This is a genomic window from Mesorhizobium sp. B1-1-1 (assembly GCF_006442955.1).
Lineage (GTDB): Bacteria > Pseudomonadota > Alphaproteobacteria > Rhizobiales > Rhizobiaceae > Mesorhizobium.
Genome location: NZ_VFWW01000010.1, coordinates 252119 through 276204 on the forward strand (window position 1 = coordinate 252119; position 24086 = coordinate 276204).

15 protein-coding genes and 2 pseudogenes are annotated in these 24086 nt (G+C 58.4%); 8 read left to right on the forward strand and 9 right to left on the reverse strand.

Features of this window, described 5'->3' with window-relative positions; genetic code table 11:
- Nucleotides 1–30: 30 nt before the first annotated feature.
- Nucleotides 31–864 (reverse strand): SDR family oxidoreductase, encoded by an 834-nt coding sequence (locus FJ986_RS22280; RefSeq protein WP_140630214.1) that lies wholly within the window; start codon nt 862–864, stop codon nt 31–33.
- Between the two features lie 33 nt (nt 865–897).
- A complete protein-coding gene (locus FJ986_RS22285; RefSeq protein WP_140630217.1) occupies nt 898–2061 on the reverse strand; it encodes an NADH-dependent flavin oxidoreductase in 1164 nt (387 codons plus the stop codon).
- A gap of 105 nt (nt 2062–2166) precedes the next feature.
- On the opposite strand from FJ986_RS22285, the gene FJ986_RS22290 reads away from it, so the two are divergent.
- Nucleotides 2167–3060, forward strand: coding sequence for a LysR family transcriptional regulator (locus tag FJ986_RS22290; RefSeq protein ID WP_140630220.1), 894 nt, complete (start codon nt 2167–2169; stop codon nt 3058–3060).
- Between the two features lie 328 nt (nt 3061–3388).
- Here FJ986_RS22290 and FJ986_RS22295 read toward each other — a convergent pair whose 3' ends face one another.
- The 3 genes from FJ986_RS22295 to FJ986_RS22305 all read right to left on the reverse strand — a co-directional run bounded on the left by FJ986_RS22295 (nt 3389) and on the right by FJ986_RS22305 (nt 6144).
- A complete protein-coding gene (locus FJ986_RS22295) occupies nt 3389–4252 on the reverse strand; it encodes an aldo/keto reductase (protein ID WP_140630222.1) in 864 nt (287 codons plus the stop codon).
- Between the two features lie 48 nt (nt 4253–4300).
- A complete protein-coding gene (locus FJ986_RS22300; RefSeq protein WP_140630225.1) occupies nt 4301–4897 on the reverse strand; it encodes a flavodoxin in 597 nt (198 codons plus the stop codon).
- 89 nt (nt 4898–4986) lie between these two features.
- Complete coding sequence (locus FJ986_RS22305; RefSeq protein ID WP_140630227.1) at nt 4987–6144, reverse strand: aldo/keto reductase; 1158 nt, start codon at nt 6142–6144, stop codon at nt 4987–4989.
- A 155-nt stretch (nt 6145–6299) separates the two neighbouring features.
- On the opposite strand from FJ986_RS22305, the gene FJ986_RS22310 reads away from it, so the two are divergent.
- Nucleotides 6300–7187, forward strand: a complete 888-nt coding sequence (locus FJ986_RS22310) for a LysR family transcriptional regulator (RefSeq protein ID WP_140630317.1) — start codon at nt 6300–6302, stop codon at nt 7185–7187.
- Here the strand turns inward: FJ986_RS22310 and FJ986_RS22315 are convergent.
- Complete coding sequence (locus FJ986_RS22315; protein ID WP_246678967.1) at nt 7152–7682, reverse strand: DUF4405 domain-containing protein; 531 nt, start codon at nt 7680–7682, stop codon at nt 7152–7154. The two genes, FJ986_RS22310 and FJ986_RS22315, sit on opposite strands and share 36 nt — an antisense overlap.
- Before the next feature lie 710 nt (nt 7683–8392).
- Nucleotides 8393–9005 (reverse strand): annotated as a pseudogene (locus tag FJ986_RS22320) (transposase).
- Nucleotides 9006–9283: 278 nt separating this feature from the next.
- Here FJ986_RS22320 and FJ986_RS22325 point away from each other — a divergent pair.
- The 3 genes from FJ986_RS22325 (at nt 9284) to FJ986_RS22335 (ending at nt 19850) form a co-directional block, all read left to right on the forward strand.
- Entirely contained in the window at nt 9284–13735 is a 4452-nt protein-coding gene (locus FJ986_RS22325) for an ATP-binding protein (RefSeq protein ID WP_140630232.1), read from the forward strand.
- Between the two features lie 308 nt (nt 13736–14043).
- On the forward strand, nt 14044–18393 hold the full coding sequence (locus FJ986_RS22330) for a dsDNA nuclease domain-containing protein (protein WP_140630235.1): 4350 nt from the start codon (nt 14044–14046) through the stop codon (nt 18391–18393).
- Nucleotides 18381–19850 (forward strand): hypothetical protein, encoded by a 1470-nt coding sequence (locus FJ986_RS22335; RefSeq protein WP_140630237.1) that lies wholly within the window; start codon nt 18381–18383, stop codon nt 19848–19850. The genes FJ986_RS22330 and FJ986_RS22335 overlap by 13 nt, the downstream gene beginning before the upstream one ends.
- A 216-nt stretch (nt 19851–20066) precedes the next feature.
- On the opposite strand, the pseudogene FJ986_RS30990 reads toward FJ986_RS22335, so the two are convergent.
- Nucleotides 20067–20344 (reverse strand): annotated as a pseudogene (locus FJ986_RS30990) (tyrosine-type recombinase/integrase); the annotation flags it as partial.
- Between the two features lie 220 nt (nt 20345–20564).
- Between FJ986_RS30990 and FJ986_RS22345 the strand changes: the two are divergent.
- The 3 genes from FJ986_RS22345 (at nt 20565) to FJ986_RS22355 (ending at nt 22836) form a co-directional block, all read left to right on the forward strand.
- Entirely contained in the window at nt 20565–20759 is a 195-nt protein-coding gene (locus FJ986_RS22345) for a hypothetical protein (protein ID WP_140630239.1), read from the forward strand.
- A 16-nt stretch (nt 20760–20775) separates the two neighbouring features.
- Nucleotides 20776–22074: a dGTP triphosphohydrolase gene (gene dgt / locus FJ986_RS22350; protein ID WP_281405965.1), complete on the forward strand. Its 1299-nt coding sequence runs from the start codon at nt 20776–20778 to the stop codon at nt 22072–22074.
- 381 nt (nt 22075–22455) lie between these two features.
- A complete protein-coding gene (locus FJ986_RS22355) occupies nt 22456–22836 on the forward strand; it encodes a hypothetical protein (protein WP_140630241.1) in 381 nt (126 codons plus the stop codon).
- Between the two features lie 407 nt (nt 22837–23243).
- On the opposite strand, the gene FJ986_RS22360 is transcribed toward FJ986_RS22355, so the two are convergent.
- Nucleotides 23244–24056: a helix-turn-helix transcriptional regulator gene (locus FJ986_RS22360; protein ID WP_140582224.1), complete on the reverse strand. Its 813-nt coding sequence runs from the start codon at nt 24054–24056 to the stop codon at nt 23244–23246.
- Nucleotides 24057–24086 lie beyond the last annotated feature (30 nt).

The window sequence follows — 24086 nt, forward strand, 5'->3', positions numbered from 1 at the left end:
CTGCCACAACGGCAGTGCTGGATGCGACGTTCAACTGTCGAAGGCCAGTGACCTGGATAGCGCCTCATGGGCATCGACCTGCTGCTGCAGCAGAGCGAGTTTCTGCCTGACCATGCCAAGAGCATCGGCGCCGGCGATGAACCGACGGGGCAGCTCCGGCTTGTCGACCAGAGTGATCAACGCCTGCGCGAGTTTGGCCGGGTCGCCGACTTGCTGACCGTTCGCGGCTTTCCAGCCCGTTATCTGCTGGGCGCGACGTTCGCTGTAGTCGCTAACGGAAGACGGAGCATACTGAGTGGATTCGTCCGTCAGTAGCTCTGTGCGGAAAAACCCGGGGTTCACGATCATGGTTTCAATGCCGAACGGCGCCACCTCGGCTTGCAGCGACTCGATCCAACCGTCCACGCCGAATTTGGCCGCGGCGTACGCAGAACAGAACTCGAAGCCGACCAGGCCTGCCGTCGATGAGATTGCAATGACCTTGCCGGAACCCTGTGCGCGCATCACCGGCAGGACCGCCCGGGTGACGTTCATGGCCCCGGTCAGGGTGGACGCGAGCTGAAGGTCGATATGGGCTGGAGTCAGGTCCTCGAAATAGCCCGCATAGAACCCCGCCGCATTGTTGATGAGCACGTCGAGGCGACCAAAGCGGTCGAGGGTTGCCTTCACCGCGGCGTCGGCGTCGGCCGGCTTGGTCACGTCCAACGTGACGACCAGAAGATTGTCCGACTGCCCGATCGCCTTGGCGACCCGATCCGGGTTACGACCGGTCGCAACGACCCTGTCACCGATGGCCAAGACCGCCTTGGCAAAGTCGAGACCCATGCCTCGCCCAGCGCCGGTAATCATCCATACTCTACCCATAGCCGTATCCTTCCTGACCGGTATCTTTTCAATTTATGCTGCGTTGGCTTTTGGCACGTCCGTCGCGGCGGTGATCTTGAACCACCCGGTGGCGGACTGAATCACACCCCATAGTTTCGCTGGAATATCGACGCCCGGAACGCTCGACGGCCGGATTTCGGTCTCGATCAAATCCTCGCGGCCGCTCTTTGCCAGCTCGACCCACTCCGGGTTCATCACCAGCCCCTGTCCAACCGCGACAAGCGTGAGGCCTCTTTGCAGGGCGAGTTCGGCCTGCCCAGGCTTTCTGACCTGGCCGGCGGCAACGACCGGAACCCGCCCGCCGGCTCGGTGCGTGATCAGGTCAGCGATAGTGTCGCCCTCGGGCGCCTCTATAGGCTTTGCCTCGAGAACGCTCGTCAGCGATGCGTGGAGGTAGTCCACACCTTCGTCGATAAGACATTCAATCAGCTCGTACGTGTCAGCGATACGCAAGCCGCCTGGCTCGGCTTCCTCGGGTGACACCCGGTAGCCCAAGAGGAAGGGGCGGTCCGCGTGCGCCGCGACTACTCGTTTTACCTCGCGCACAATGGCAATTGGGAAACGCATCCGATTTTCGAGAGTGCCGCCCCATTCATCGCCACGCTGATTGTAGAGAGGCGAGAAGAAGTTCTGGATCAGAAATCCGTGGGCACCATGCAGTTCGATGCCATCGAAGCCCGCCTCAATAGCCCGTCGTGTCGCCTCGCCAAAGGCGGCAATGATCGCGAGGATTTCGTCATTCGTCAGTGCACGTGTCTTCACGCCGCCCGGATTGAAGGGGCCGGGCGGGACTTCGAGCGCACTGGCGCTGACGACCTCGCCGCCAGGAATAAGCGCCGGCACGGCCTTGTTCCCAGCGTGGAAGATTTGCAGGACGGCCAAGGCCCCGCCGCTTTTGGCCGCTGACGCCAGCCGAGAGAGGCTTGGAGTAAAACGGTCGTCGTAGGAGGCGAATTCGCCGGTAAAGCCGATGCCATCGGGCAACACATGAGTGCAGCCAGTGAGCACAAGCCCGACGCCAGTCGCCCGACGCCGGTAGTACGTGATCTCCGCGTCAGAGACCGTTTCGTCGTCGTTGGCCGACCATGTGGTCATCGGCGCCATCACAATCCTGTTGTCGAGGCTCAACCCGTTCCGAAATTGGAACGGCTCGAATATCTGTCGTGTGGTGTCCACAGGCGTTCCCTTTCGACGCTCGTTCGTTGTCCAGGATGAAATAGGGGATAGGACTGGTATGACTAGCCGCTATAATCCGCATGAAGTTAGAAATGGGATTGATAAATGAGGCGCGGAGATTTCAGCGAGCTGGCAGTCTTCATCGCCGTAGCAGAGGCAGGCAGCTTCACACGCGCCGCAGCAAAGCTCGGCCTATCGCAGTCGGCGCTCAGTTACGCTGTCAGAACGCTGGAACAGCGCCTGGGAGTACGGCTGATCTCACGCACCACACGCAGCCTGTCCGTGACCGTAGCTGGAGAGCGCTTGCTGCGAAGCCTACGACCGGCCTTCGATCACATCGAAAGCGAGATCGCCGCCGTCACCGCCCTGCGCGACAAGCCCACTGGCCTCATTCGTCTGACGACATTCCGGTATGCCGCCAAATCAGTACTGTGGCCCGTCCTCGCCAAACTCCTGCTGGAGTATCCGGATATCGAAGTGGAATTGAGCCTGGACGAGGGTCTAGTTGACATCGTTGCAAGCAAATTCGACGCCGGTATCCGGATCGGCGAGCAAGTCCAGAAGGACATGGTGGCAATAAGGATCGGCCCGGACCTGCGGATGGCGGTCGTAGGCTCACCGTCGTATTTTGCGAACCGAACGGTTCCGAAGACACCGCGCGAACTTGGGGAACACAGAGGTATCAGCTACCGACAGAAGACCGGCGGCGGGCTCTTCGCCTGGGAGTTCGAGAAAGGGGGTGAGGAACTTGAAGTCAGGATGAATGGCCCACTCGTCATCAATGACGGGGAAATGCTCGAGGCTGCCGCTCTCGACGGGCTCGGTTTAGCATATACGTTTGAAAGCCAGGTCGCTCCGTTCATCGCAGACGGACGCCTGATCCGGGTGCTGGAAGACTGGTGCCAACCCTTCTCGGGCTATCACCTGTATTACCCCAGCCGACGCCAGCACACTGCAGCCTTCGCTCTTCTTGTCGAGGCACTCCGTCTTAAGGCGTGACGAACAAAACCGCACTCAAACATGTCGCTCTAACTCGGCACAGTATGAGCTATCCTTTCCTGATCGGCACAATTTTCGGGAGGTGCACAATGGAGTTGGCTCCCGCTCAGCCGGAATAGGAGCGCCCCGGCAGCTCGTTCGACAAAAGATCTAACTACCCCGACGGACTGCGCCCGGTGAATGTCCGATTCCAGAATTCCGAGCTTGGAAGCCGACATTCCGCTTCCGGCCCCACGGTGGACGGTCGTGCACTTTCGCTGCCGCACAAAAGCGGAAGCTCAGCCGGATCTAATGCCTGGAACGTCTGAGGCCGCTCCATTGGGGCGATTTAAGCCGATAGCTTCCGGGTCCCCAGCCGCTTGACCATAGCAGGGTCACGATGATCGAAGAAGCTGCTGGCCTTCTGGTCGAGCGTAGCGATCTTGGCGAGATCGTCGTCGTCCAACCCGAAATCAAAGATCGCGAAGTTTTCCGCCATGCGCTCCTTCCGCACCGATTTCGGGATGGCGACGATGCCCCGCTGATTAAGCCAGCGCAGCACCACCTGAGCGATGCTCTTGCCGTGCTTACGGCCGATGGACTGGAGCACGTCATTTGAGAACAGCCCGTTCTTGCCCTCGGCGAACGGCCCCCAAGCTTCGGGCTGAACCTTGTATTCCTGCAGGATCTTCTGCGCATCGTCCTGCTGGTGAAAAGGATGGATCTCGATCTGGTTCACCGCGGGGATGATCTCGTTGTGGAGCACGAAGTCCACGAGGCGATCGGGATAGAAGTTACTGACGCCGATGGCGCGGATGCGGCCGGCGCGGTGCAGTTCCTCCATTGCTCGCCACGCCCCGTAGACATCGCCATAGGGCTGGTGGATCAGCCAGAGATCGAGATAATCGAGCTGCAGTTTGTCCATCGAGCGGTCGAAGGCGGCCTTCGCGCCTTCATAGCTCGCGTCCTCGATCCAGAGCTTGGTCGTAACGAACAGCTCGCTTCGGTCGATCCCGTGGTTCTTGATTGCGGCGCCAACCGCCTCCTCGTTGCCGTAGGAGGTCGCAGTGTCGAGTAGCCGATATCCGACATCGATCGCGTCGCGGACGCTGCGTTCGCACTCGGCTGGGTCCGGCACCTGGAAGACGCCGAACCCGAGGCTCGGCATCCGTACGCCATTGTTCAGTGTCACTGCGGGGATGTTCATTCTCATATCCTTTCGATAGATGAGGCTGGGACGGAGAGCTGCTACGCACTTCCGTTATTTGTCGATGCTCACTTTGGTGAGCCACTTCCGAACACTTTCCGTCGTGCGTCGTTCCTGGAGCCCTTCCATCACGAAGCCTTCGGCAAAACGCGCTTGTGGCGCCGCGCGGGTAATGACCTCGAGACTGTCTCCCAACCCGAAGCCGCCGTGCAGGTTGAACGGCACGACCGCCAAGCCGGTAAAGTCGTGAGCCGCAAGGAAGGAGCGGATGACTGAGGGGGCAGAGCCGCCCCACACCGGGAAACCGAGATAGACCGCATCATAGGAGGCGAGGTCGCGAACAATAGCCTTCAGCGGCGGCAGATAATTCCGCTCGCGTTCTTGCTTTGCTTGCTCCACGGTCGCGAAGTAGTCAGCCGGATAGGGTGTCGCCGGTTCAATCTCGAACAGATCGGCACCGAGATCGCGGCTGAGGAGCCCGGCGATGGTGCGCGTGTTGCCGCTGCGGGAGAAGTAGGCGACCAGCGTTCTACTCCCTGCACGAGGTGCGGCTGTGGCCGGCGAGATCGAGCCTCCAGTCCCCATCGCAAGCGGCAGGAGCAGCGATGACATCAGGAGGTCTCTTCGGGTCGGAATGTCGATACTGGTCATGAGGGTAAATCCAGGCTGGAGGCCGGTCGTTCAGCGCGATGCCCGGCGTTCTGGTCCGCATAAATGGTTTCCTGCGACTGATGGTGCACTCAGTTCTTCGCGGGCGCCTCAACGCCAGAGTAGGCTAGGACCGCATCCGGCAGGCGCGCACCCTGAACTTGTATTACTCGCACCGCCGCATTGAGTTCCGCGATTTCCTCGGAGGTGAACCGCACCCCGCCCGCACCGATGTTATCAAGCATGTGAGTGAGTTGAGTGGTGCCGGGGATCGGTACGATCCAAGGTTTCTGGGCCATCAGCCAGGCCAGTGCGATTTGTGCTGGTGTGCTCTGCTTGCGCTCCGCCCAGCTTTTTAGGAGATCGACTAGGGCCAGATTATGCGGCAGGTTCTCCGGAGCGAAACGGCCTTCGATGCCACGAATATCCCCCTCGGCGAACCGCGTGCGGCTGTCGATGGCGCCGGTCAGAAAGCCGACACCCAGCGGGCTCCACGGGACGAAGCCGATGCCGAGTTCTTCGCAAAGCTGCAGAACATCCTGCTCGGGGCCGCGCCACAGCATGGAATACTCGCTCTGCACTGCGGCCAGCGGTACGGCCGCGTGGGCGCGCCGGAGCGTCTTGAGACCCATTTCAGACAGACCCCAGTGCACGATCTTGCCTTGGTCCATCAGGTCCTTGATCGCGCCAGCGACATCCTCGATCGGCACCTGTGGGTCGACGCGGTGCTGGTACAACAGGTCGATGTGGTCCGTCCGGAGGCGTTTGAGCGAACCCTCAACGGCGAGCTTGATATGCTTGGGCTGGCTGTTGAGCCCCGGCCGGCGCTCTCCGGTCTCCAGATCGATGTTCCAGCCGAATTTCGAGGTAATTACGACCTTGTCTCGGAAAGGCGTAATGGCGTCGCCAAGAATTCGCTCGCATTCATGCGGGCCATAGGCTTCCGCCGTGTCGAAGAACGTAACGCCCCGGTCGAACGCCGTGCGGATCAGGTTGATCATCTCAGGGCGATGGGGGACGGTCGTTTCATAGGTCCGGTGCATATTCTGGACACCTAGGCCAACGCTCGAGACCTCGATCGTACCGAGCGTCCGCGTGCCAAGCGACGAACTGCCTGCGGCTGCTGCAGTCCCACTCGACTGAGCCAGGACGGGCGCGGTACCTGCCGCGAGGAGTGGAGCGGCGGCCAGGCCGCCCGCGACGCTGAGGAGGCTCCTGCGGCTCATCTTCATCCTGCTGTCGGCGGTCATGTCTCGGTTCCTTCCAGGTCTGGGTCGCCGCGCCGCGATGGCCGGAGGGGCGACGGTGCAGCATCAATGTCGGTAGGCCCAAGATAGTGCGTGTCGAACTCTGCGATAACGCGCTATAATTCGCATGCGGTGTTTAGGTGAGCTAACGAATGAGCATGGACTTCAACAATCTGGCCGCTTTCGCCGCCGTCGCGCGGGAAAAGAGCTTTACCCGCGCCGCCGCCAAGCTGCGCGTTTCGCCGTCCGCGCTCAGCCAGACGATCAGCAGCCTCGAAGAGCGGCTCGGCATTCGGCTACTGACGCGTACCACGCGTAGCGTCTCGTGCACCGAGGCGGGCGAGCGCCTGATGCGCACCGTGGCGCCGCGGCTGGGCGAGATCGAGCTGGAACTTGCGGCCCTGACGGAACTTCGCGACAAGCCGGCCGGAACCTTGCGGATCACCGCGGGCGAACATCCCGCCGTAAGCGTGCTGCAGCCGGCGCTGCGCAAATTCCTGCCGGACTACCCGGATGTCAAAGTCGAGATAATCGTCGAAAGCGCCCTGACCGACATCGCCGCCGAGGGTTACAATGCAGGCGTGCGAATGGGCGAACAGGTTGCCAAGGACATGATCGCGGTCCGGATCGGACCCCATATGCGCATGGCGCTTGTCGGTTCGCCCGACTATTTCGATCGTCATCCGCCGCCCCGTGAGCCCCAGGACCTCGCGGACCACAACTGCATCACGACCAGGATGCCCACCTATGGCGGACTGGCAACCTGGGGCCTGGAGCGCGAGGGGCGCGAGGTGAACGTTCGCCCAGATGGCCAGCTGATCTTCAACAGCCTGACGATCCGCATCCAGTCGGCGCTCGACGGCTTGGGGCTCGCCTACGTGCCGGAAGACCAGGCGCTGCAACACATCGCGGGAGGCCGCCTGATAAGGGTGCTGGAAGAGTGGTGCCCCTATTTTCCGGGGTATCACCTCTACTACCCAAGCCGGCGTCATCCGTCGCCCGCGCTCACGCTATTGGTCGAGGTGCTTCGCTACCGGGGACCTTGACGAGCGGGTGCGCGAGAGGCTGGCCAGGCCCAGCTTCAAATAATAGGTGGGCGCGATGAACAGACCTGCGATGGCCAGCCAGTGCAGGAAGAAACCCGCGTTCGACCCCTCGAAATTCCACCAGTCGAGCGTCATCTGCATGGATAGCTTAGTGCCCAGCGCCTGGGCTTGAGAACTCAACAGGCCGTTGGCGGCAATGAGTGCCGTGGCGAGCCGAAGCGACCAGATCCGTACGTTGCTCGGACGCGTGATGCCGAACCATCCGCATGCGACCCCCATCAGCATCGGCCATCGTAGTCCCAGATGGATCGCCACCAGGATCACCGCCCAGTAGGACGCCGCGACGTGGATCTGGCGCACCGTGAACCCGCCAGAGGCCGATAGGATTGAAGACAGGGAGTTGGAGATCAGCACGCTGGTCACCAGAAGCACGAGCATCGACACCAGCAGCAGGACCGTCGCCGTCGGGCTTATCCATCCATGGAACCGGTCCAACGTTCGCACCTTGGGCGATCGAGGTCGCGGACTGCCGGTCAAAGATGCCATGTCGACAAGGGTGCAGTCTGCCGTCATGACAACGCGGCAGCCATCCAGGGCCTAACCTCGCGGCGGTGCGGAACCACTTCCAAATATCCGTGGACAATCGCAAACGCCGATTGTGAAGCACATTGTAAATTGTTGAGTTTAAACAATTGTTTCGGATCGGAGCGCACATTGCGGCAAAACCTCACAATGTGCCGAGGGCGCACAAAATCCAAGCAAAAACAGCCGACCGACCGGAGCACAATGTGCGCCCTTTTATCCTGCCGTCTTAATCGGTCGTGCTTCGAGAGACTTGGCTTCTTTCGTCGTTTCTCCTCCAATCTACGATAATACACTATTCTATAATCAATGTTGCGATTCCATAGTCTGGCGTTGAGTTCCGATGCGCCGTGCAGTCTTCCGCGCTCTGCGACGGGGTAGCAGCGCTGCTTTTTTGCAGCACAGGAACCGGCGTGGCGCACTTTTCAGCGGACTGACGGAGCATCGTCACAGACAATCGAGCGCGGTCCGGCCGTCTGTCGATCGGTGCGGCCGCCGTCAGGATAACGTGCGTTCCGTCGTTCCTGGTCTGCATCGATCCTCATACGCCGGGGCGGATTTCCTTGTTCAGATGGCGTCCGTCAGCGTGCTGGCGCCATGCGTTTGAACAGCCGTCGCGCCGCTCATCGATGCGCTCCGAGCGAGGCTTCGATCCATGATGTGGGCGCGTAGCCGTCGCTCCACATCACTTGCATGATCACCGCCAGCTTGCGCGCTACAGCGACACAGGCCTTGCGGTGGCAGGAGCGTTTGGCGATCGCCTGGCCCAGCTCTCGACCTTGTCGGAGCCCCTGAAGCGCGTCATCAGTCCCGACGCTGCCTCGTAGAACGCACGCCACACTTCGGCGTCGCCGGCCTTCGAGATGCGTCCCTGGACGTCGATCGTGGAACCGGACTGCCAGCGTCGCATCAGCCCGAAGTAGGCCACAACGTCACGCGAGCGGCGGAAACATGACGGATCGTCGATCGCGATCATGAACGAAAGCGCCGTCACCGGGCACACGTGCTGCGTCTCCGGGCAGACGGCCGGCAGGCCGAGTTTCTTTAGTCCGGGAGCAGCTAGGGCGACAACGCGACGGCTTCATGCCCCAGACGCAGCAGGCGCTGGAAACGACTTCAACGCGGCAAACCGCGCGTCAGAGCCAGTCACAACTGTTATCTCAAGATGTACCATGCCAAGATCATCGACAACGCACGTCTCATCCATCGCGACGTCCAGCCACAAAAGAATTCTATCAGACGCCTTTTGCGTTGCGCTGCCAACGGGCATCCGGTGCGCGCTCGACTGCGGGGACCGCGAGAGACATCTTCGCTAGAGCCGGCTTGATGTAGCCACTAGCTTCGCAGGAAGACGGCTTTGTAACGTAGCTTCAAAAGGCAAGCGGTGGAGCACCGCCACTTCTGGCGATATCAACGTCTGAATTAAACATGAGGGAATAAACCGTCAATTGCAGATCACTAAGCATGTAGCGTAACCGCCGGAAATCTAAACCAACCGATTCCAAGAGTACCTGATGCCGCACGAATCCCCATCGATTGATTTCCACGAAGTGCGAGCCCTCAATGGGCGCCGCTCGGAGGGGTTCGAGGAACTGGTTTGCCAACTCGCGGGTCTAGAGGAGCGAGCAGCCGGCAGCGAGTTTATTCGCAAAGGCAAAGGCCGCGATGGCGGGCTCGAGTGCTTCGTCCGGCTCGGCGATGGAAGCGAAATCGGCTGGCAAGTCAAGTATTCGTGGTCCTTTGACGCAAATCTGATTGGTAGCCTCGACAAGTCCCTCGCCGCTGCTCTGGCGAAGCATCCGAAGCTAACTGTCTTAACGGTGTGCCTGCCCTTCGACCTTTCTGATGCCCGTGGCAAGGCTGTGACCCAACGGGCTGCATATCAAACTTGGCGGGCTAATCGAATCGCAGAGGCCGCCAAGAACGGCAGGTCCTTGGAAATCAAGCTATGGGACGCACATGCCCTTGGAGAGCGACTCACCTCTGATGATTCAAGGCTCTCTGGTCGCCGTCTATATTGGTTTGGAACGCAGCATCTGACGGCCGACTGGTTCGCCGAGCAATTCGGGCGCATAAGGTCTAATCTGGGGCGCCGGTATACCGCGGAAACCAACGTCGCCTTGCCTGTTCGGCGCGCTCTGGTTGGTTTGGCACGCAATGCTGAGCTTCTGCAGGAACTTGCAGACCATCGTAGTAAGTTGCTGGAGGTAACAGATGGGCTCAAGCGCACCGGCATCATGACGGCCGAGCAGGCGGAAACTATTGAGGCCGCGGCTCGCTCGCTGGATGCCATCGAGGATCTCAGCGCTGACCAGTGGCCAATAAGTACTTGGCAAGGGAAGGCGCATACAGCCCTTGAGGTTGCTCGTTCGCTCTACCATGCGGAATTGGAACGTCAACACCGGACAGCCGAAGATTCAGGCCGACCCGAACGATCGCATTACTCGACATTCCGGCAAGCTCTTGAGGCTTTCAACGCTCTTGTTGACACGCTAGAGGATCAGCCTTGGCTGGTGGCCCTTGGTGCGGCTGTCGTGGTGACTGGCGAGGCGGGTGCCGGCAAGTCACACCTGCTCGCAGACGCCTGTGCCTACCAGCTGCAGAAATCCCGCCCCGCACTGCTGTTCTTAGGGAGCAGTCTTGTCGACACGGACGTCTGGTCCCAGCTCATTCAACAATTGGGCCTGCCATCTCACTACACGCGCGATACATTCCTTGGGGCTCTCGACGCCGCCGGTGAAGCTGCTGGTTGCCGAAGCCTGCTTATGATTGATGCCATAAACGAGCGGCATGGACGACAAATATGGCCGGATCGTCTCGGCGGCTTTCTCTTCGACGCTGCCAAGTACGCAAACGTCGCGGTCATTTTCTCCTGTCGGTCAACCTACCTCTCACAAACCTTGCCATCAGACCTTGGCGCGCGATCCCCCTTGCAGCTTGAGCACACAGGCTTCTCAACTTTCGATGCGCGCGCATTTTTGGCTTTGCGAGGCATCATGTTGACTGAGCATCCATTTCTCGATGTCGAACTCCGAAATCCACTGTTTCTCAAGACGTGCTGCGACGCGCTAGAGCGGGAAGGCAAGACTCGCTTCCCGAAAGGTCTTCGCGGCGTCACGGCCGTCTTCTCAATGTACCGAGAGGCTGTATCTGACGCCATTCAGCGACGAATGAATCTGAATAGTCGGCGACGGATAACCGAGCGCGCCATAGACGCCTTGGCCCACGAGATTGAATCCACCCAAGATCCGTATATTCCCGTAGACCGAGCCTTCGAGATTATTGACGAGATTCACGAGGGGAAGGGCGACCAAGACAGCGACCTTTTGCATCAATTGGAAACAGAGGGAGTAATCTCGGTCGAACCCGTCCCCGCTGATGAGACCTCAGATTCCGATCTCCATGACCACGTCAGGTTCACGTTCGAGCGTTTCGCCGATCACACTGTCGCACGTTCAATACTCGACGAAACTCTGGTCGAAGCACGGCTACCGTCTCCGCTATCGCCAGACAGCCCGCTAGCGCGCGCTTGTGTGCGAGGTGGTCTTCCTTGGGGGGTGCGCGAAGCGCTGGCAGTTCAGCTTCCTGAGCGCACGGGCGTAGAGCTCTCCGACGCGTTGGCAAACATTCCCGGCGTAATGACCAAGAGCCTCATAACACCGGAAACGGTGCGATTGCGGGCACCGTCGAGCATCACCGAACGTACTCTGGAACTACTTGAGGACTCTGGCGGTGTAGATGCCCGTTGGGATGCACTCGTGCGGCTAAGCATCGATTCTGAAAGTACGTTCGATGCGTACTGGCTACATGAACTTCTGAAGGTCATGAAAATTTCCGAACGCGATGCTGATTGGTCGATCTTTGTCGCAAACTACGGCGATGACAGCTCAAACCCCGACAATTCGGCGGCTGTGGACCTCATTGCATGGGCAAGAGACGTGCAAGCTGGAGAAGCTGATCCGAACATTGCGCAGCGCGCGGCGATAATTCTTACCTGGTTTCTTTCGACCTCAAGCCGGCGCGCGCGAGATACGGCGACAATGGGTCTCGTGAACCTCTTCGCCAGGTTCCCCGCCGTGGCAGACGAGTTGTTAGAGCTTTTCGATGGCGTTAACGATCCCTACGTTGGCGAGCGTCTCAGTGCATCGCTCTATGGGGCTGCTCTCCAGGGCCGCTGGGGTGCTGATGACCTAGGCGTCATCGCCAAAAGAGTGGCGACTCAGTTCTTCCAGCGTGGCCCATTACCCTTAGACCTTCTGTGGCGCGACCATCTTTCCTCCCTCTTAAGGTACGCAGAGAGCAGAGGATGCACCGATTTTATTCCGGGCGGCGTCAACACCCATCCGCCCTTTTCTAGCAATTGGCCGCTTGAACCGGTACCGGATGCCCAGATCGCTACGTATACCCGTACGTACCGAGACGGCGTGATACTGAGCGATGAGATCGTGTCCTCTACTGGTCATCACGGGGACTTCGGATCGTACGTCATCAAGTATGCCGTAGGAGGCTGGAGCCCAGCTGGCCGTGAGGAGACGACCCCTCCGTCTTCCGCGGATCTGTACTCACTATGGCGCGCTGAATTTGATTCTTATTCGACGCCCGAAATGGTGCACTTGTTCGAAGAAATGGATGCGCTCCGGGCCAAAGGTCCGGAATGGGCCTATGCCAGCGGCGATAGCGCAAAGGAGCATCAGAGAATCGAGGAAAAGTTTCGGGATACGCTAGGGACTGAGCGGTTTGAGCGATACCGCGTGATGGCGCGTCACTGGCGACCTTCGGCTGGTTGGGGTGAAAATCCCGCCGAGTTCAATGTTGCCTGGGCGCAGCGTTGGGTCTGCATGCGCGCCCATGATCTCGGTTGGAGCGAAGGGCTCCACGGCCAGTATGACCGCACGTGTGGCCATGGACGGACCAGTCACAAGAGCGAACGCATAGGCAAGAAGTACCAGTGGATCGCACTGCACGAACTGATGTCCAGGATCTCCGACAACTGCGCTGCAACGAAAGGGGATTGGACCGTGCAGTATCGCGAAACAGTACGGCGGCTTCGCAAAATTGATCCGTCCCGGCTGATGGAAGAGAGCCACGACTGGGGCTGGGCGTCGTTCAACGAGCCAACGTTCTGGATGCCAGTGATTCCGAGGAAGGCAGCGATGGATCGTGATGCTGCCTGGGAGTGGCTGGATGCCGACCGCGAGCTGCTCGACGGCGCCTGCTTTGTCGACCTGAAATCGGATCACAACGGCCAGAAGTGGTTGCCGTTGGGGGGCTTTCAACATTTTCGGTTGCGGGGCACAACCCAGGAAACCGAGCGAATCCTGCGTGAAACATGGCTTCGGCTCGAGTGTCTTATAGTGCATATCGGTGATGAATCTGCTGGTCTTGACCAGCTTAAAGATGCTCTCTTTTTGGGAAATCACGATCTCGGACTAAATCAGGATGGCCAGGACGATTGGTATTTGGGCGAGTACGACTGGCGCAATGACCGCGATCCGCAGTGGTCACGCTGGTGGGGGAATCGCCAACATCGACGAGCTGGCGTCGAGGCGGCCGCAACAACGGTTCAGTTTCTGCAAGAAGCGGGGAGTTATGACCATAGTCTGAAACAAAACTTCTCGGTGCGGTTGCCCGCCCCTTGGGTGATCCAGGCGCTCGGACTGCGACTCGCCGATGGCCGCACGGTTCGATACGTAGACTCGCAGGGCAAGACACGGGCGTTCGATCCGTCAGCAGAACAAGCGGGGCCGAGCACAGTACTCGTGGCCCGGACGGAGTTTTTGCAGATGTGCCAGGCTAAAGGCTTTCGTCCGATCTGGGTGCTGGCCGGAGCTAAAGAGGTCCACGACAAGCAAGACTCGGATTTGTTCGGTCGCCGAAATTTTACGAACGTCTACACGGTTGATGGTGACACAGTTGTTTGTCGACTGAAAAAAGCTGAGTCCGAAGGAGACTCGACTTCGAGATAGGATCGCAAGGCCGGCTGCCTTGGCGCCGAGGCAGAGAGAGTGTCATTTGGCGCTGACGGCAAAGCCGCTGAAGCCGCTTAAGCGAAAGCGACGTTGCGAAGGCTCTTGGCTGGGGTGCGCTTTGATGCTGCGCGGCGAACGCTGGTGAAGGTCACGGCGATGGATCACAAGAAAAGAGACCCATCATTGAAAAGCTGTTGGAATGATGGCGAGGGGCCTAGCACTATCGCTCTGATTGCGTCGAACTCAATGCGGGAAACGCGCCGCCTAGCGTTGCCATAGAGATCCTGGCGGAGAAGACTGCGGCCTTGGCAAACACTACGATCAAACCAACAACGATCACCCGCGTGGGCTATGAGTATCAAGACCTCGTAGGGATCGAGGCGATAATTCGCTTCTATCGGGACCCCAAATCTTACAGTTGGGTTGAGCTTGAGGCTGACAAGACAGATAGCTCGCTGGATGATGTCGTCGTGGCTCGCAGCGATGGATCACTGGAATACTACCAAGTTAAATTTACGGTGGACCAGATCGACTATCCACTCACCTGGGATTGGTTACTCAAGAAGAAACCCCGAGGGACCTCGCTTCTCCGCAAGTGGGCTAGTTCTCTGAAGAACGTGGCCAAGCAAGGTTCTATCCATACTGCGAGCCTTAGAACCAATCGCATCCCTGATGCTGATGTTGCCGCATGCCTGAAAGGTACTCTGCTATCGCTCGACCTCGTTCCCAGGGACACAAGGCTAAAGCTTGAGAAGGAGTGCGGTGGTCGAGAAGCAGCATTGGCGTTCTTCGGGAAGTTCGAGTTTGTTCACAGCGCGCGGAATTTCGACGCGTACGAAAGCCACCTTCGTGACCAACTTGTGCCGACCGACTTGGAAGCGAGCGGTTGGCTCTATCTTCGGGAACGTGTCAGGCGATGGACAACGCGGCGTAAGGAGCCGAAGCCAGCGGGACGAATCCTTTACGAGCACCTCACTCAAGTCATCTCGCGGGGACGTCCCGAGCCCATCCGACAGGACTTCCGCATTCCCACAGGCTATTCTGTTCCGTCGACCACCTTCCATGCCGATTTTTCGAGACGGATCAGCGATCGGAAAACGCCAGTCTCAATCGTTTGGGGTACGCCGGGCCGTGGGAAAAGCACCTACCTGAGCTACCTAACTGACGTGCTTCGCAAATCAGGGTTACCGGTCATTCGGCACCACTACTTTCTAGCGGATGACGATCCTACAACTGATCGAATGTCCTTCGTCGCTATTGCGGGTTCCCTCATCAACCAGCTCTTCATTCTCTACCCAGAGGCGACCAGAGGAAGCGGCGACGAGTACGACAAGCTTCAACATATCGTCTCGGGGGCCGCCCAACATTTCAAGGCCCAGTCGAAGCGACTGTACATCGTCATGGACGGGTTGGACCATGTCTGGCGCGACACCGCCAAGACCGACCAACTGAACCACATCTTCAATGCTCTCTTGCCGCTCGCGGACAACGTGAGCTTGATAGTCGGGACCCAACGGGTGCCCGACAATCAGCTCCCCAACAGGCTCGTCCGCAAGGCGAAGCTGTCAGACTGGATCGAAATCCCAGCCATGGACGAGGTCGCCGTTCATACCTGGGTGAAGGCCCAGGATGCCGCTGGTAGGGTCATGGTCAAGGGCCACAATCGGGGAGATCGACGCGAGGAGCAAGTGTCTGAGATCGCTTCCAGTTTCTATTCGATATCACAGGGCCACCCGCTGCACTTAATCTATGCGTTTGAGAGCGTTACCCGAAACGGTGCGCCCATTTCGAGTGAGGACGTAGACCGGATCCCGCCGTGTCCCGATGGTGACATCCGGAGCTACTATGGAGGATTGTGGACCGGGCTTAAGCCCGCAGCGCGAGATACACTTCACATGCTAGCCGGCTCCGACTTCCACTGGCCCAGCTCGGGGATTCGTCAATGCGCCGGCGGCTATGAGGAAATCGACTTTCTGCTCGAGCCGAGAGAGTCTGGCATGGTGCCGTTTCATTCGAGCATCTTCGCCTACGTTCGCGAGAGATCTGATCATGCGGATGCATATCAGGCCCTGTTGCCGCGAGTTACAAGTTGGCTCGAAACGGCAGCGCCCGCGTTCTGGCGATGGGGTTGGCTCTGGCTCAGCAAAGCAAAACAGGGACAGTACGAAGACCTTATGCGAGGAGCAACCCGCGCCTGGGCTATCGAGTCGCTCGCAGATGGATGGCCTGACCACCAAATTGTAGCGATTTTGCGGGTGGCGGAACGCAAGGCCTTTGATGACGGTGATCTGCCGAAGACTGTTGAACTGAGGTTGCTCAAGACGCGCGCGCTAAACGGCGCGGAATTTCAAGTCTCGGACAGCGCATCATTTGTTGCGGCAGCCATTCAGGCTTCCTCGAACTGGCAGCAACTGCGGAACCTCGCGGACAACATACAGAATCTCAATCGAAACGAGGTTTCGCTTCTCCCCGCGATAGCGCCGCCCGACCTGAGGGAGGAGCTGGGCGCTGCCGCATTGCGGGAGCTAGCCAGGCGCATCAACGTATGGATCGAGCTGCGACACAAATCTGAACAGGACTTCATTGCCTTGGCACGGCTCTTCCTCAAGGCGGCGGCATATGTCGGTGGAGACTCGGTCGGACAAGCATTGAGGTTCGTTCTGGGATTTCGAGAACCCGAAGAACTGGTTCGGTTTTTTGTTGAATGGCTTGGGAACGCTGACAATCTTGACGGACTGATCTTCGTGCACGGCAGGCTTCAGGCAAAGAAATGGAAGGACGTTCGTCGCGCTATATTCGATGAGATCGTGCGAACCTGCTGCGTCATCGGAGCGGACTTGACCGCGCTTTTGCCTGCGCCGGACGAAGCAATAGCGCCGCTGTCTGCGTGTTGGTTTCGCCTGCAACGGCCGACCATTTCTCACGAGATGCTTCTTCCGGTTGCTGCATCGAATCTATTTAGCGACGACCATAGATTTGGACGAGACCCCGGTCTTGAGGCCTTCTTCGTAAATGTGTTCTTCTCCGCCCTTGCGACTTCGCTAATAGCAGAAGGTGATTATTCGTCCCTGTACCCTGGCGTGCCCCGCGACGACATCGGATGGATGCGTCTCGCGATCGACACGCTCGAAAATACCGCAACGCAGGTCTCGCGTGGGGAACTCTACGGCTTTTCTGCTCCATGGCTCGGTGCGGCGGACGTGGCCGAGCTCAAGCACGGGCCGAACACTGAGAGCGAGTATTTACTCTACGTGAGTTTCAGGCGAGCACTTCTCAAGATTGCGCTCGATCTCCACCTTATCTCAGCGGACGGCTCGACCTCCAACGTGAGTGTCGCAGCGCTCGAGATTGCGCGCGCATCGGTCCATTGGTCGGACGAAATATGGCTAGCGGAGAACGTAGAAAACCAAAAAGCGATTCTTGACGCCACCGGTGCGGCGACGCTTGTGAAGGAGGTTGCGGATAAAGAGGCGGCTACAGTCACCCAGTTTCACGAACGATGTGACCGATGGGTCGAACTGGCCCGGTTTTGCGACCTTTACGGGTTGGCTGGCAGCCGCCAGTTCATGGTGCGGGCATCAGATTGCCTTCTTGGGTACGGATACCACAAGGATTTATGGGCGATCGACGTTCTCGATGCCGTCAGGGAAGTCCATCAAGCCGGCGCCCGTACAGCTCTCCCGTTCCTCAAGGACCTCGTACCGATTATCGACGAGATTACCGAGTTCACCGATGGCGATGAAACGGACCACGTCCGCTCGGAAATGATAGAGGTTGTGGCGCAAACCTACCCCGATCGAATGCCTCAGTTCTTTCGTCACTATCTCCACAATGACGAGTGGCGATATGCCGATGAGACGTTGCAGCAATTCACGCACGTGCAGGGATTTGAGTCGGAGTTCGAGCGCGCATTGCCTGACACATATCTCGATCATAAGACGCTATATCAACTCGAAAAGGAAACTGCGAGAAGTTCAGCGGCTGCATCGATTCATGCCGCTCAAATAGTGTTTCTCGGCGGCAAGCCCGAGGACCGTCACGAACGGCAAGGAACAGCTAGGAAAAAGCCGCGCAAGCCCCGCCGGGATCCAACCAAACTGGGATCATCCGATTTTTCGGCGTTGGTAAAAGTCGTGTCAGGCAATTTTCCCTACGAGCACCGCAAGGAATTCATGGGCGACTGGCTTCGGCATTGGACGGATGCCGGCGAAGGCAAGCGGGCACTCGCATCTATCGAGGCCTATTTCGCAATCGGAGGACCTACATTTCAGGCAGATGACATTCTGGATGATGCCTTCCTGGCAAGTCTGCGCCTTGAGGGGAAAGCTAAGGCCTATCGCTGGCTGGTAAAAGGCCACATCTTGCGAAGCGGATGGGCAAGCTACTACCACTCGGAAGAGGAGGTCATGAACCGACTGAAGCTTGCGGCAAAGCACTATGCCGCAAAGTGGCTCGATTACATTCGCGATACCGCTGGACCAGCGACGGGGTGGAGGCGTCGTGAGAGCTTCTCAATCGGCCTGCGGCACTTGGTTCGATTCCTGATCCTTGTGGGTCAAGAGGATGTAGCAGCCAATGTGACCGAGACGTTGGTTCGGGTCCTAAAGCAGGAAGTGAGTGATCTGCCCTGGTTGGACGCGCCATGGCTCCAGTGACAACCGACACTTCGGAACCTGCGCTTTCATTGCTTATGGATCGGCTTAGCTGGCCAGTGAAGATGGTCAGGTGGCGGACGGCAAAGGCAATCAGGACACTTCTGGAACAGGAGCCGACGCGGGAGAAGGCAACGCGAGCGCTTCTTGACTGGATGGCGGCGCGCGATCTTGAATCGGAGGTCTGCTCAGTGCTCTCGTTGCTGACTGTCGTAAATGAGGAGGCGAAACCCGATCTCCGCGACGTCGCTCCCTGTGTGAAACGGCCATCTATCCTGTCGGACATACTGCTTGAAGTGGCCTATGGCTGGAGCCTGGGGGGATGGGATGAGGGTCTACGCCCCGATGCACCCGAATATTTCGAGCCGAGCCAATATTTTGAGCAGCACAAGACGGCGCATGTCCCGCCAATTCTTCTGAACAGCCTCTCAAAACTCGAGGCCAAGTCCGGTAAGCCGTTCAAGCGGCAATGGGCATACGAATGGCACGTGCTGCGCGAAGAAACCGGCATTCTTTTTACCCAGTATCCCTACTATTTCGGTGACTTTGCTCTAGCTCGGTCCGGAATTCACGGTCAGTTTCTGCAGCGACAGTCGGAGCTGTACCGATCCGCCTACCTTCGGGTATTTGCACACGCCGTCGCGGCGTGGGATATGCCCGTTCGATCGGCTACGGCGTACTGCCTTGAAGTGCTTCCGGCTGTGCCCGGCTTGTTTGAGGTGGAACCTCAGGCTCGGCCTAAATGGGTGTCCGATTTCCCGGCGAAACTCCACGACCCCAGCGCTGACTTCCAAAAACTTGGACGTGCGCTTGTCAAAGCGGGCGTGTCGAGGTCCCGGGTTGCTGTCTCGCTAGACGTTCCCTTGCCAAAAGAGATTGCCGAATTTGGGGCAGTCTCCGCTACCGCGTTCCTCTGTTCGGCAGACTTCGAGCCGGCCGAGGATTTTGACCCCTTCCTGCCCGAGACACTTGTTTTTTCTCATGACGTTGGACTGGGAGACGACATCCGTTTTCGAAACTTCGAGGACGTTCGCGTTGACGGGAAAGTCGGATGGTGCGCTCCTGTGAGCACGCACCTGATACCGATGCCGTCCGGTCTTTGGCACGATGAATACCTTGGCGCTGGGATGGCAATACCCGCGGCTTACTGCTTCGACTCGACACCGCGGCTCTCAGCAGACGATCGGGGATTGGCCTTGTCCATCGGCAAGGATCTCGTTGCGACCACCTCATTCTGGCACGATGACTGGACGCCGCTCGCGCCCAAGAAGGGGGCGACGCGAATCGGCGTAGTATCTTGTATCAACCGGCGGCTTCTTAAGAAGACACTTCAACGCTTTGAGGCTCGCCTGGGGTGGTTCTTACGGCTTTCAGCGTTGGAAGGAGAACGCATCTACGGTGATCTCAAGCCTCGCGAACGGCTAACATTCTTTCTCGATACCAACGAGGTAGGGCCTTAACTGGCTGGCACCTCGCGCTATCAGGAAGGCACACGTGCCATAAGTCGCCGCCTTCCAATTTGTAAAATCGAATCTAGCGTCCCACTTTGTCCATAAGCACCCGCAATTCGGGCTGAGGCGCGACTCAGAAAGTTCGAAAAGCCTCCAGGAACCTCAGCCAAACACTTGCAAGGACTTAGCAGAAACTTGGCCTCGCAAGGCAAATCCGTGTCGCGTTTATGTCGCGTCGGCGGCCGACATGAGTATTCGCTCGGCTGCCGCCAGGACGTCGGCGTCGTTCGTGTTGGGGAAAAGGTGGCCATATGCGTCCATCGTCATAGTGATGTATGAATGTCCCATGCGCTCCTGCACTACCTGGGCGGAAGCCCTAGGCCGCCATGCTGCTGCTCGTTGATGCACCACGATGCGAAGAAGTGCCTCAACGAATGCATGCCGGTATATTTGGCCTCCTGAATTGGAGCGCCCTGCCCGTCTTTCTTGCTGGTGTCGATCGAGCGCATCACCACTCTTTCCCAGGCGGAGTATGACGCTCTGTCACCTCCCGAGCGGGCAACGCTCTATCTGATGATGGGCTGACTGCCTGGCTCGCCTTCACGCTTTCCGCGGGTGTCGTGCTGGCCCTGGCTTAGCCCTTTTGAGGTCGCCTTAGGAACGGGTATGGATTGTAAACCGTTAGTTGATATGACAAAGTTCAGGCACGAGGGAGAACGATCAATGGCGGACATGACTCAGCTCAAAGCCGATCTGCTCGAAACCGCACGTAACGGCATTGGCGCGCGAAAGCTGACGGCCGAACTCATGGCTAAGGGTTATCAGAGGCGAGACATCCAAAGAGCGCTTCAACTGTGCCTTGAGCGAGGACAATTGCGGCTAGGCTCGGAGATGCAGCTCGTTAGGGAAGCTGCGTAACTTGCCAATATGGTCGGTGCAGGATCGGCAGGATCGGCGCCATAACATCTCCAAAGGCGATCAGCGCCGCGATTTCGAGAGAGATCGCGACCGGATTATGTACTCTTCGGCTTTCCAGAGGCTGGCCGGGATAACACAGATAGTACGCGCTGGCGAGGCAGACGTCTTTCACACCCGCCAACAACATACGTTTAAGGTGGCCCAAGTTGGTAAGCGCATAGCGCAATACTGCCAGCAAAAGTTCGGCCCCGCCTGCGATGAGCTAGGAATCGATCCCGAGGTCGTAGACGCGGCCGGTTTGGCTCATGATCTGGGACATCCTCCGTTCGGGCACGCGGGCGAGAGTACCTTGGACAAGCTGGTAACCGAAGCCGGTGATAAGGAAGGGTTCGAGGGCAACGCTCAGACCTTTCACATAATAGCGATGCTTGGCGTCAGATATGAGAGTTGTTCAGGCTTGGATTTGACACGGGCCACGATGGCGGCATGCATGAAATATCCTTGGTTCAGGGAGATCGGGAACCCGGATCGCGAGAAGAAGTGGGGTGCCTATAAGTGCGATCAAGCAGACTTTGATTTCGCCCGAGCATTCCATCCTGAAGGCGTGCAAACCGCCGAAGCAGCGTTAATGGATTGGGCCGACGACATCGCCTATTCCGTACACGATCTGGAGGAATTTCATCGCTGTAGAGCGATTCCGTGGGAGACCATCTTTGGCGACGATGGCGAAGAACTGATAGGGAAGACCCTACGAAACTGGCATGGGGCGCCAGCTCGTGCAGAGGAGCGCCTCAAGGTAGCGTTCACCCGCTTGGAGGACGTCCTTACAGGCATTGGGCAAGTCCGCGAGCGTCCCTACGAAGGCAGCCGCGCTCAGCGAATCGCTTTGCGCAATATGACCTCGCATCTCATAACGCGATATCTTGAAGCCGTAACCCTTCGGCCATCAGATGGCACTTCCGGCGTCATCATCGATCCCGATCGAGAGGCGGAAGTGAAGCTCCTAAAGCAGATCGCCCGCCAATATATCATCTCGTCACCTGCACTTTTGGCACAGCAGCACGGTCAGGGACTGCTAATTCGAGATCTATTCGATTGCTTCCATGTGTCGAAAGAAGTCGAACTGGAAAAACTCAAGGTTTTCCCCCCTAAATTTCTTCCAAGCCGCCTTTCTTACGTCCAGGACTTCGAAATTTCGCGGGCTCGCTTTGCAGCAGACTGTGTGGCTAGCCTTACTGAAGGTGAGGTAATGAAATTGCACGCTCGGCTTTTCGGACGGGAAGCTGGTTCCGTCCTTGATCCGATAGTGCGTTGAACGGGCAGCGAAAGATAACCAGCCCGCAATTCGGCTGGAGACGCTAGACAGAAAGTTCGAGAAGCTTCCAGGAACCCAGGTGAGCCAAATGCCCGCGGGTACTTGGCCTCCGCGAGTGCCTATCCCTCGCCTTGGCTTCATAGCCTAGGTTTGTAGCGCTCTTGACTGCCTGACTGGGCCGGATAAACTCCATGTCGTGCCTTGAGAGAAGCGGCCCTGGGCATCTTGGCGAAGCCGCGTGATAACCGACGATGGGGGAGTCCGTACGTCGTAGACAACGAGCAGCACGGCTGCCCAACAAAACTCTTTGAACACATCAACTGGCCCGCTGACCTGCTCATGCACGTCTGCGGCCGAACGAACACGTTTGGAGATGGAGTCATGCGGATACAGAGTGGCTATTGGTGGGCGATTAGCATTCGGCAGGAGGATGATCGGCCCGAGATCATCGACGTAGGTTCTTATTCCTTTGGCCAAATGGCCAATCGCGTTGGGGATGCCGATCCATTCGACTTGATAGAATTCGAGCTACTGCAATGGCTTGATTCCAGCCTCTGGCCAACAGAGGTCGCCGTCGATCCGTCTAGAATTCGCGAGGGCTATTGGTGGGCGCTTGACCCGGCAGAGAACGCATATCAGATCGTCTTGGTGGGCAAAGATAGAGCAGTTCGAACCTTCAATGGCGATTTCGATAGCTGTCTGGACGAGTTCGAATTTCTGATGCCTCTGGATCTCATCCCCACGGCTCGCGCCGATCACTAGGGCCTGTCGCCGTCACGCTGGCTGCTTGCGCGTCACCCCGAACCCTGGTCATGTCGCCTCCTGATCCGTTGCGCGATACGCTCCATGGCCAACCTTGATGAGTGGCCCCTCGTTACCCCTTCGGATGAGATAGCAACGAGCTGAACGCTATCTGAATCCCTTGATATCAGCACCTCCACTCGGTTGAAGCAAAACGAGATCTAATCGCATAGACTCACCGCGAATGGTGCGTTAGCAGACGATTTCAACAACAGCGCTGTATTGGCGGTAGCCCTCTCCCGCTACCACCTCTCACCTGTACGGCCCGGAGACATAGGTAACAGACTGTACCTAAGACATGGGTGACAACCTCGCGCTGAACGGGTTGGACAGGCCCACGCTGATGCGGGTCGCGTGGGGAGGAACGTCTACACCTCTTCCGTCTCGAGCACGAATGTCCCAGCGGGGATGCGGTTGGTGATCATGGCGCGGATGCCGGCATCGATGGCGGGGTCAGTTTCGTCGAATAGGCCGCAGGCCTGCAGCGCCTTGCGCTGGTCGACGGAGCGGCCGAGATATTCCAGAAGCACGACCGAGGCCGCTGGTCTCCGCCCTCGTAAAAGGGGCATGCCCGTCTGGATGCCGACCAGATAGGCGACGCTCGTCTGGTAGCTCGGATAGAGGATCACCTGGGTGATGCTGGTCTTGAGCAGGGTTTCGGATTCGAGCGCGAATATGCGATCGCCGAGCAGCAGCAGGGCGGCCGAATATTTCGAGGTCTTCACGCCATATTTGCCGAAATGGACGAGCCTTTCCATGCATTTCCAGAAATAGCGGCCTTCCTTTTCATAGATCACGACCAGGCATTTGATGATCTTGCCGGCATAGCCGAACGAGTAGAAATAGCGGAAATAGTAGCCGACATAGCGCCCGAGATCGCCGGAACGCTGATAGAGCTGCTCCATATGCACCAGCATGTCCGACGGCGCGTGGACGCCGAGCGGGCGGCGGCGCAGGCCGACGATCTCGGCAAAGCGCTGCTGGTCCATCAAAAGCTCGCCTTCGCTCACGCCGAAGAAATCGCAGATCTTGCGCATGTTGCGGCGGGACGGCCAGGTCTGGCCGCTCAGATATTTGTTGAACTGCTGGCGGTTGATCTGCAGGCGCCGGCACACGGCGGCGATAGACGGATAATAGCTGCACAGGAAGGCGAGGTTCTGGGGAAGCGGTTCGGTCTGCATGACCTAATGCATACTGACGCCAGAACAGTG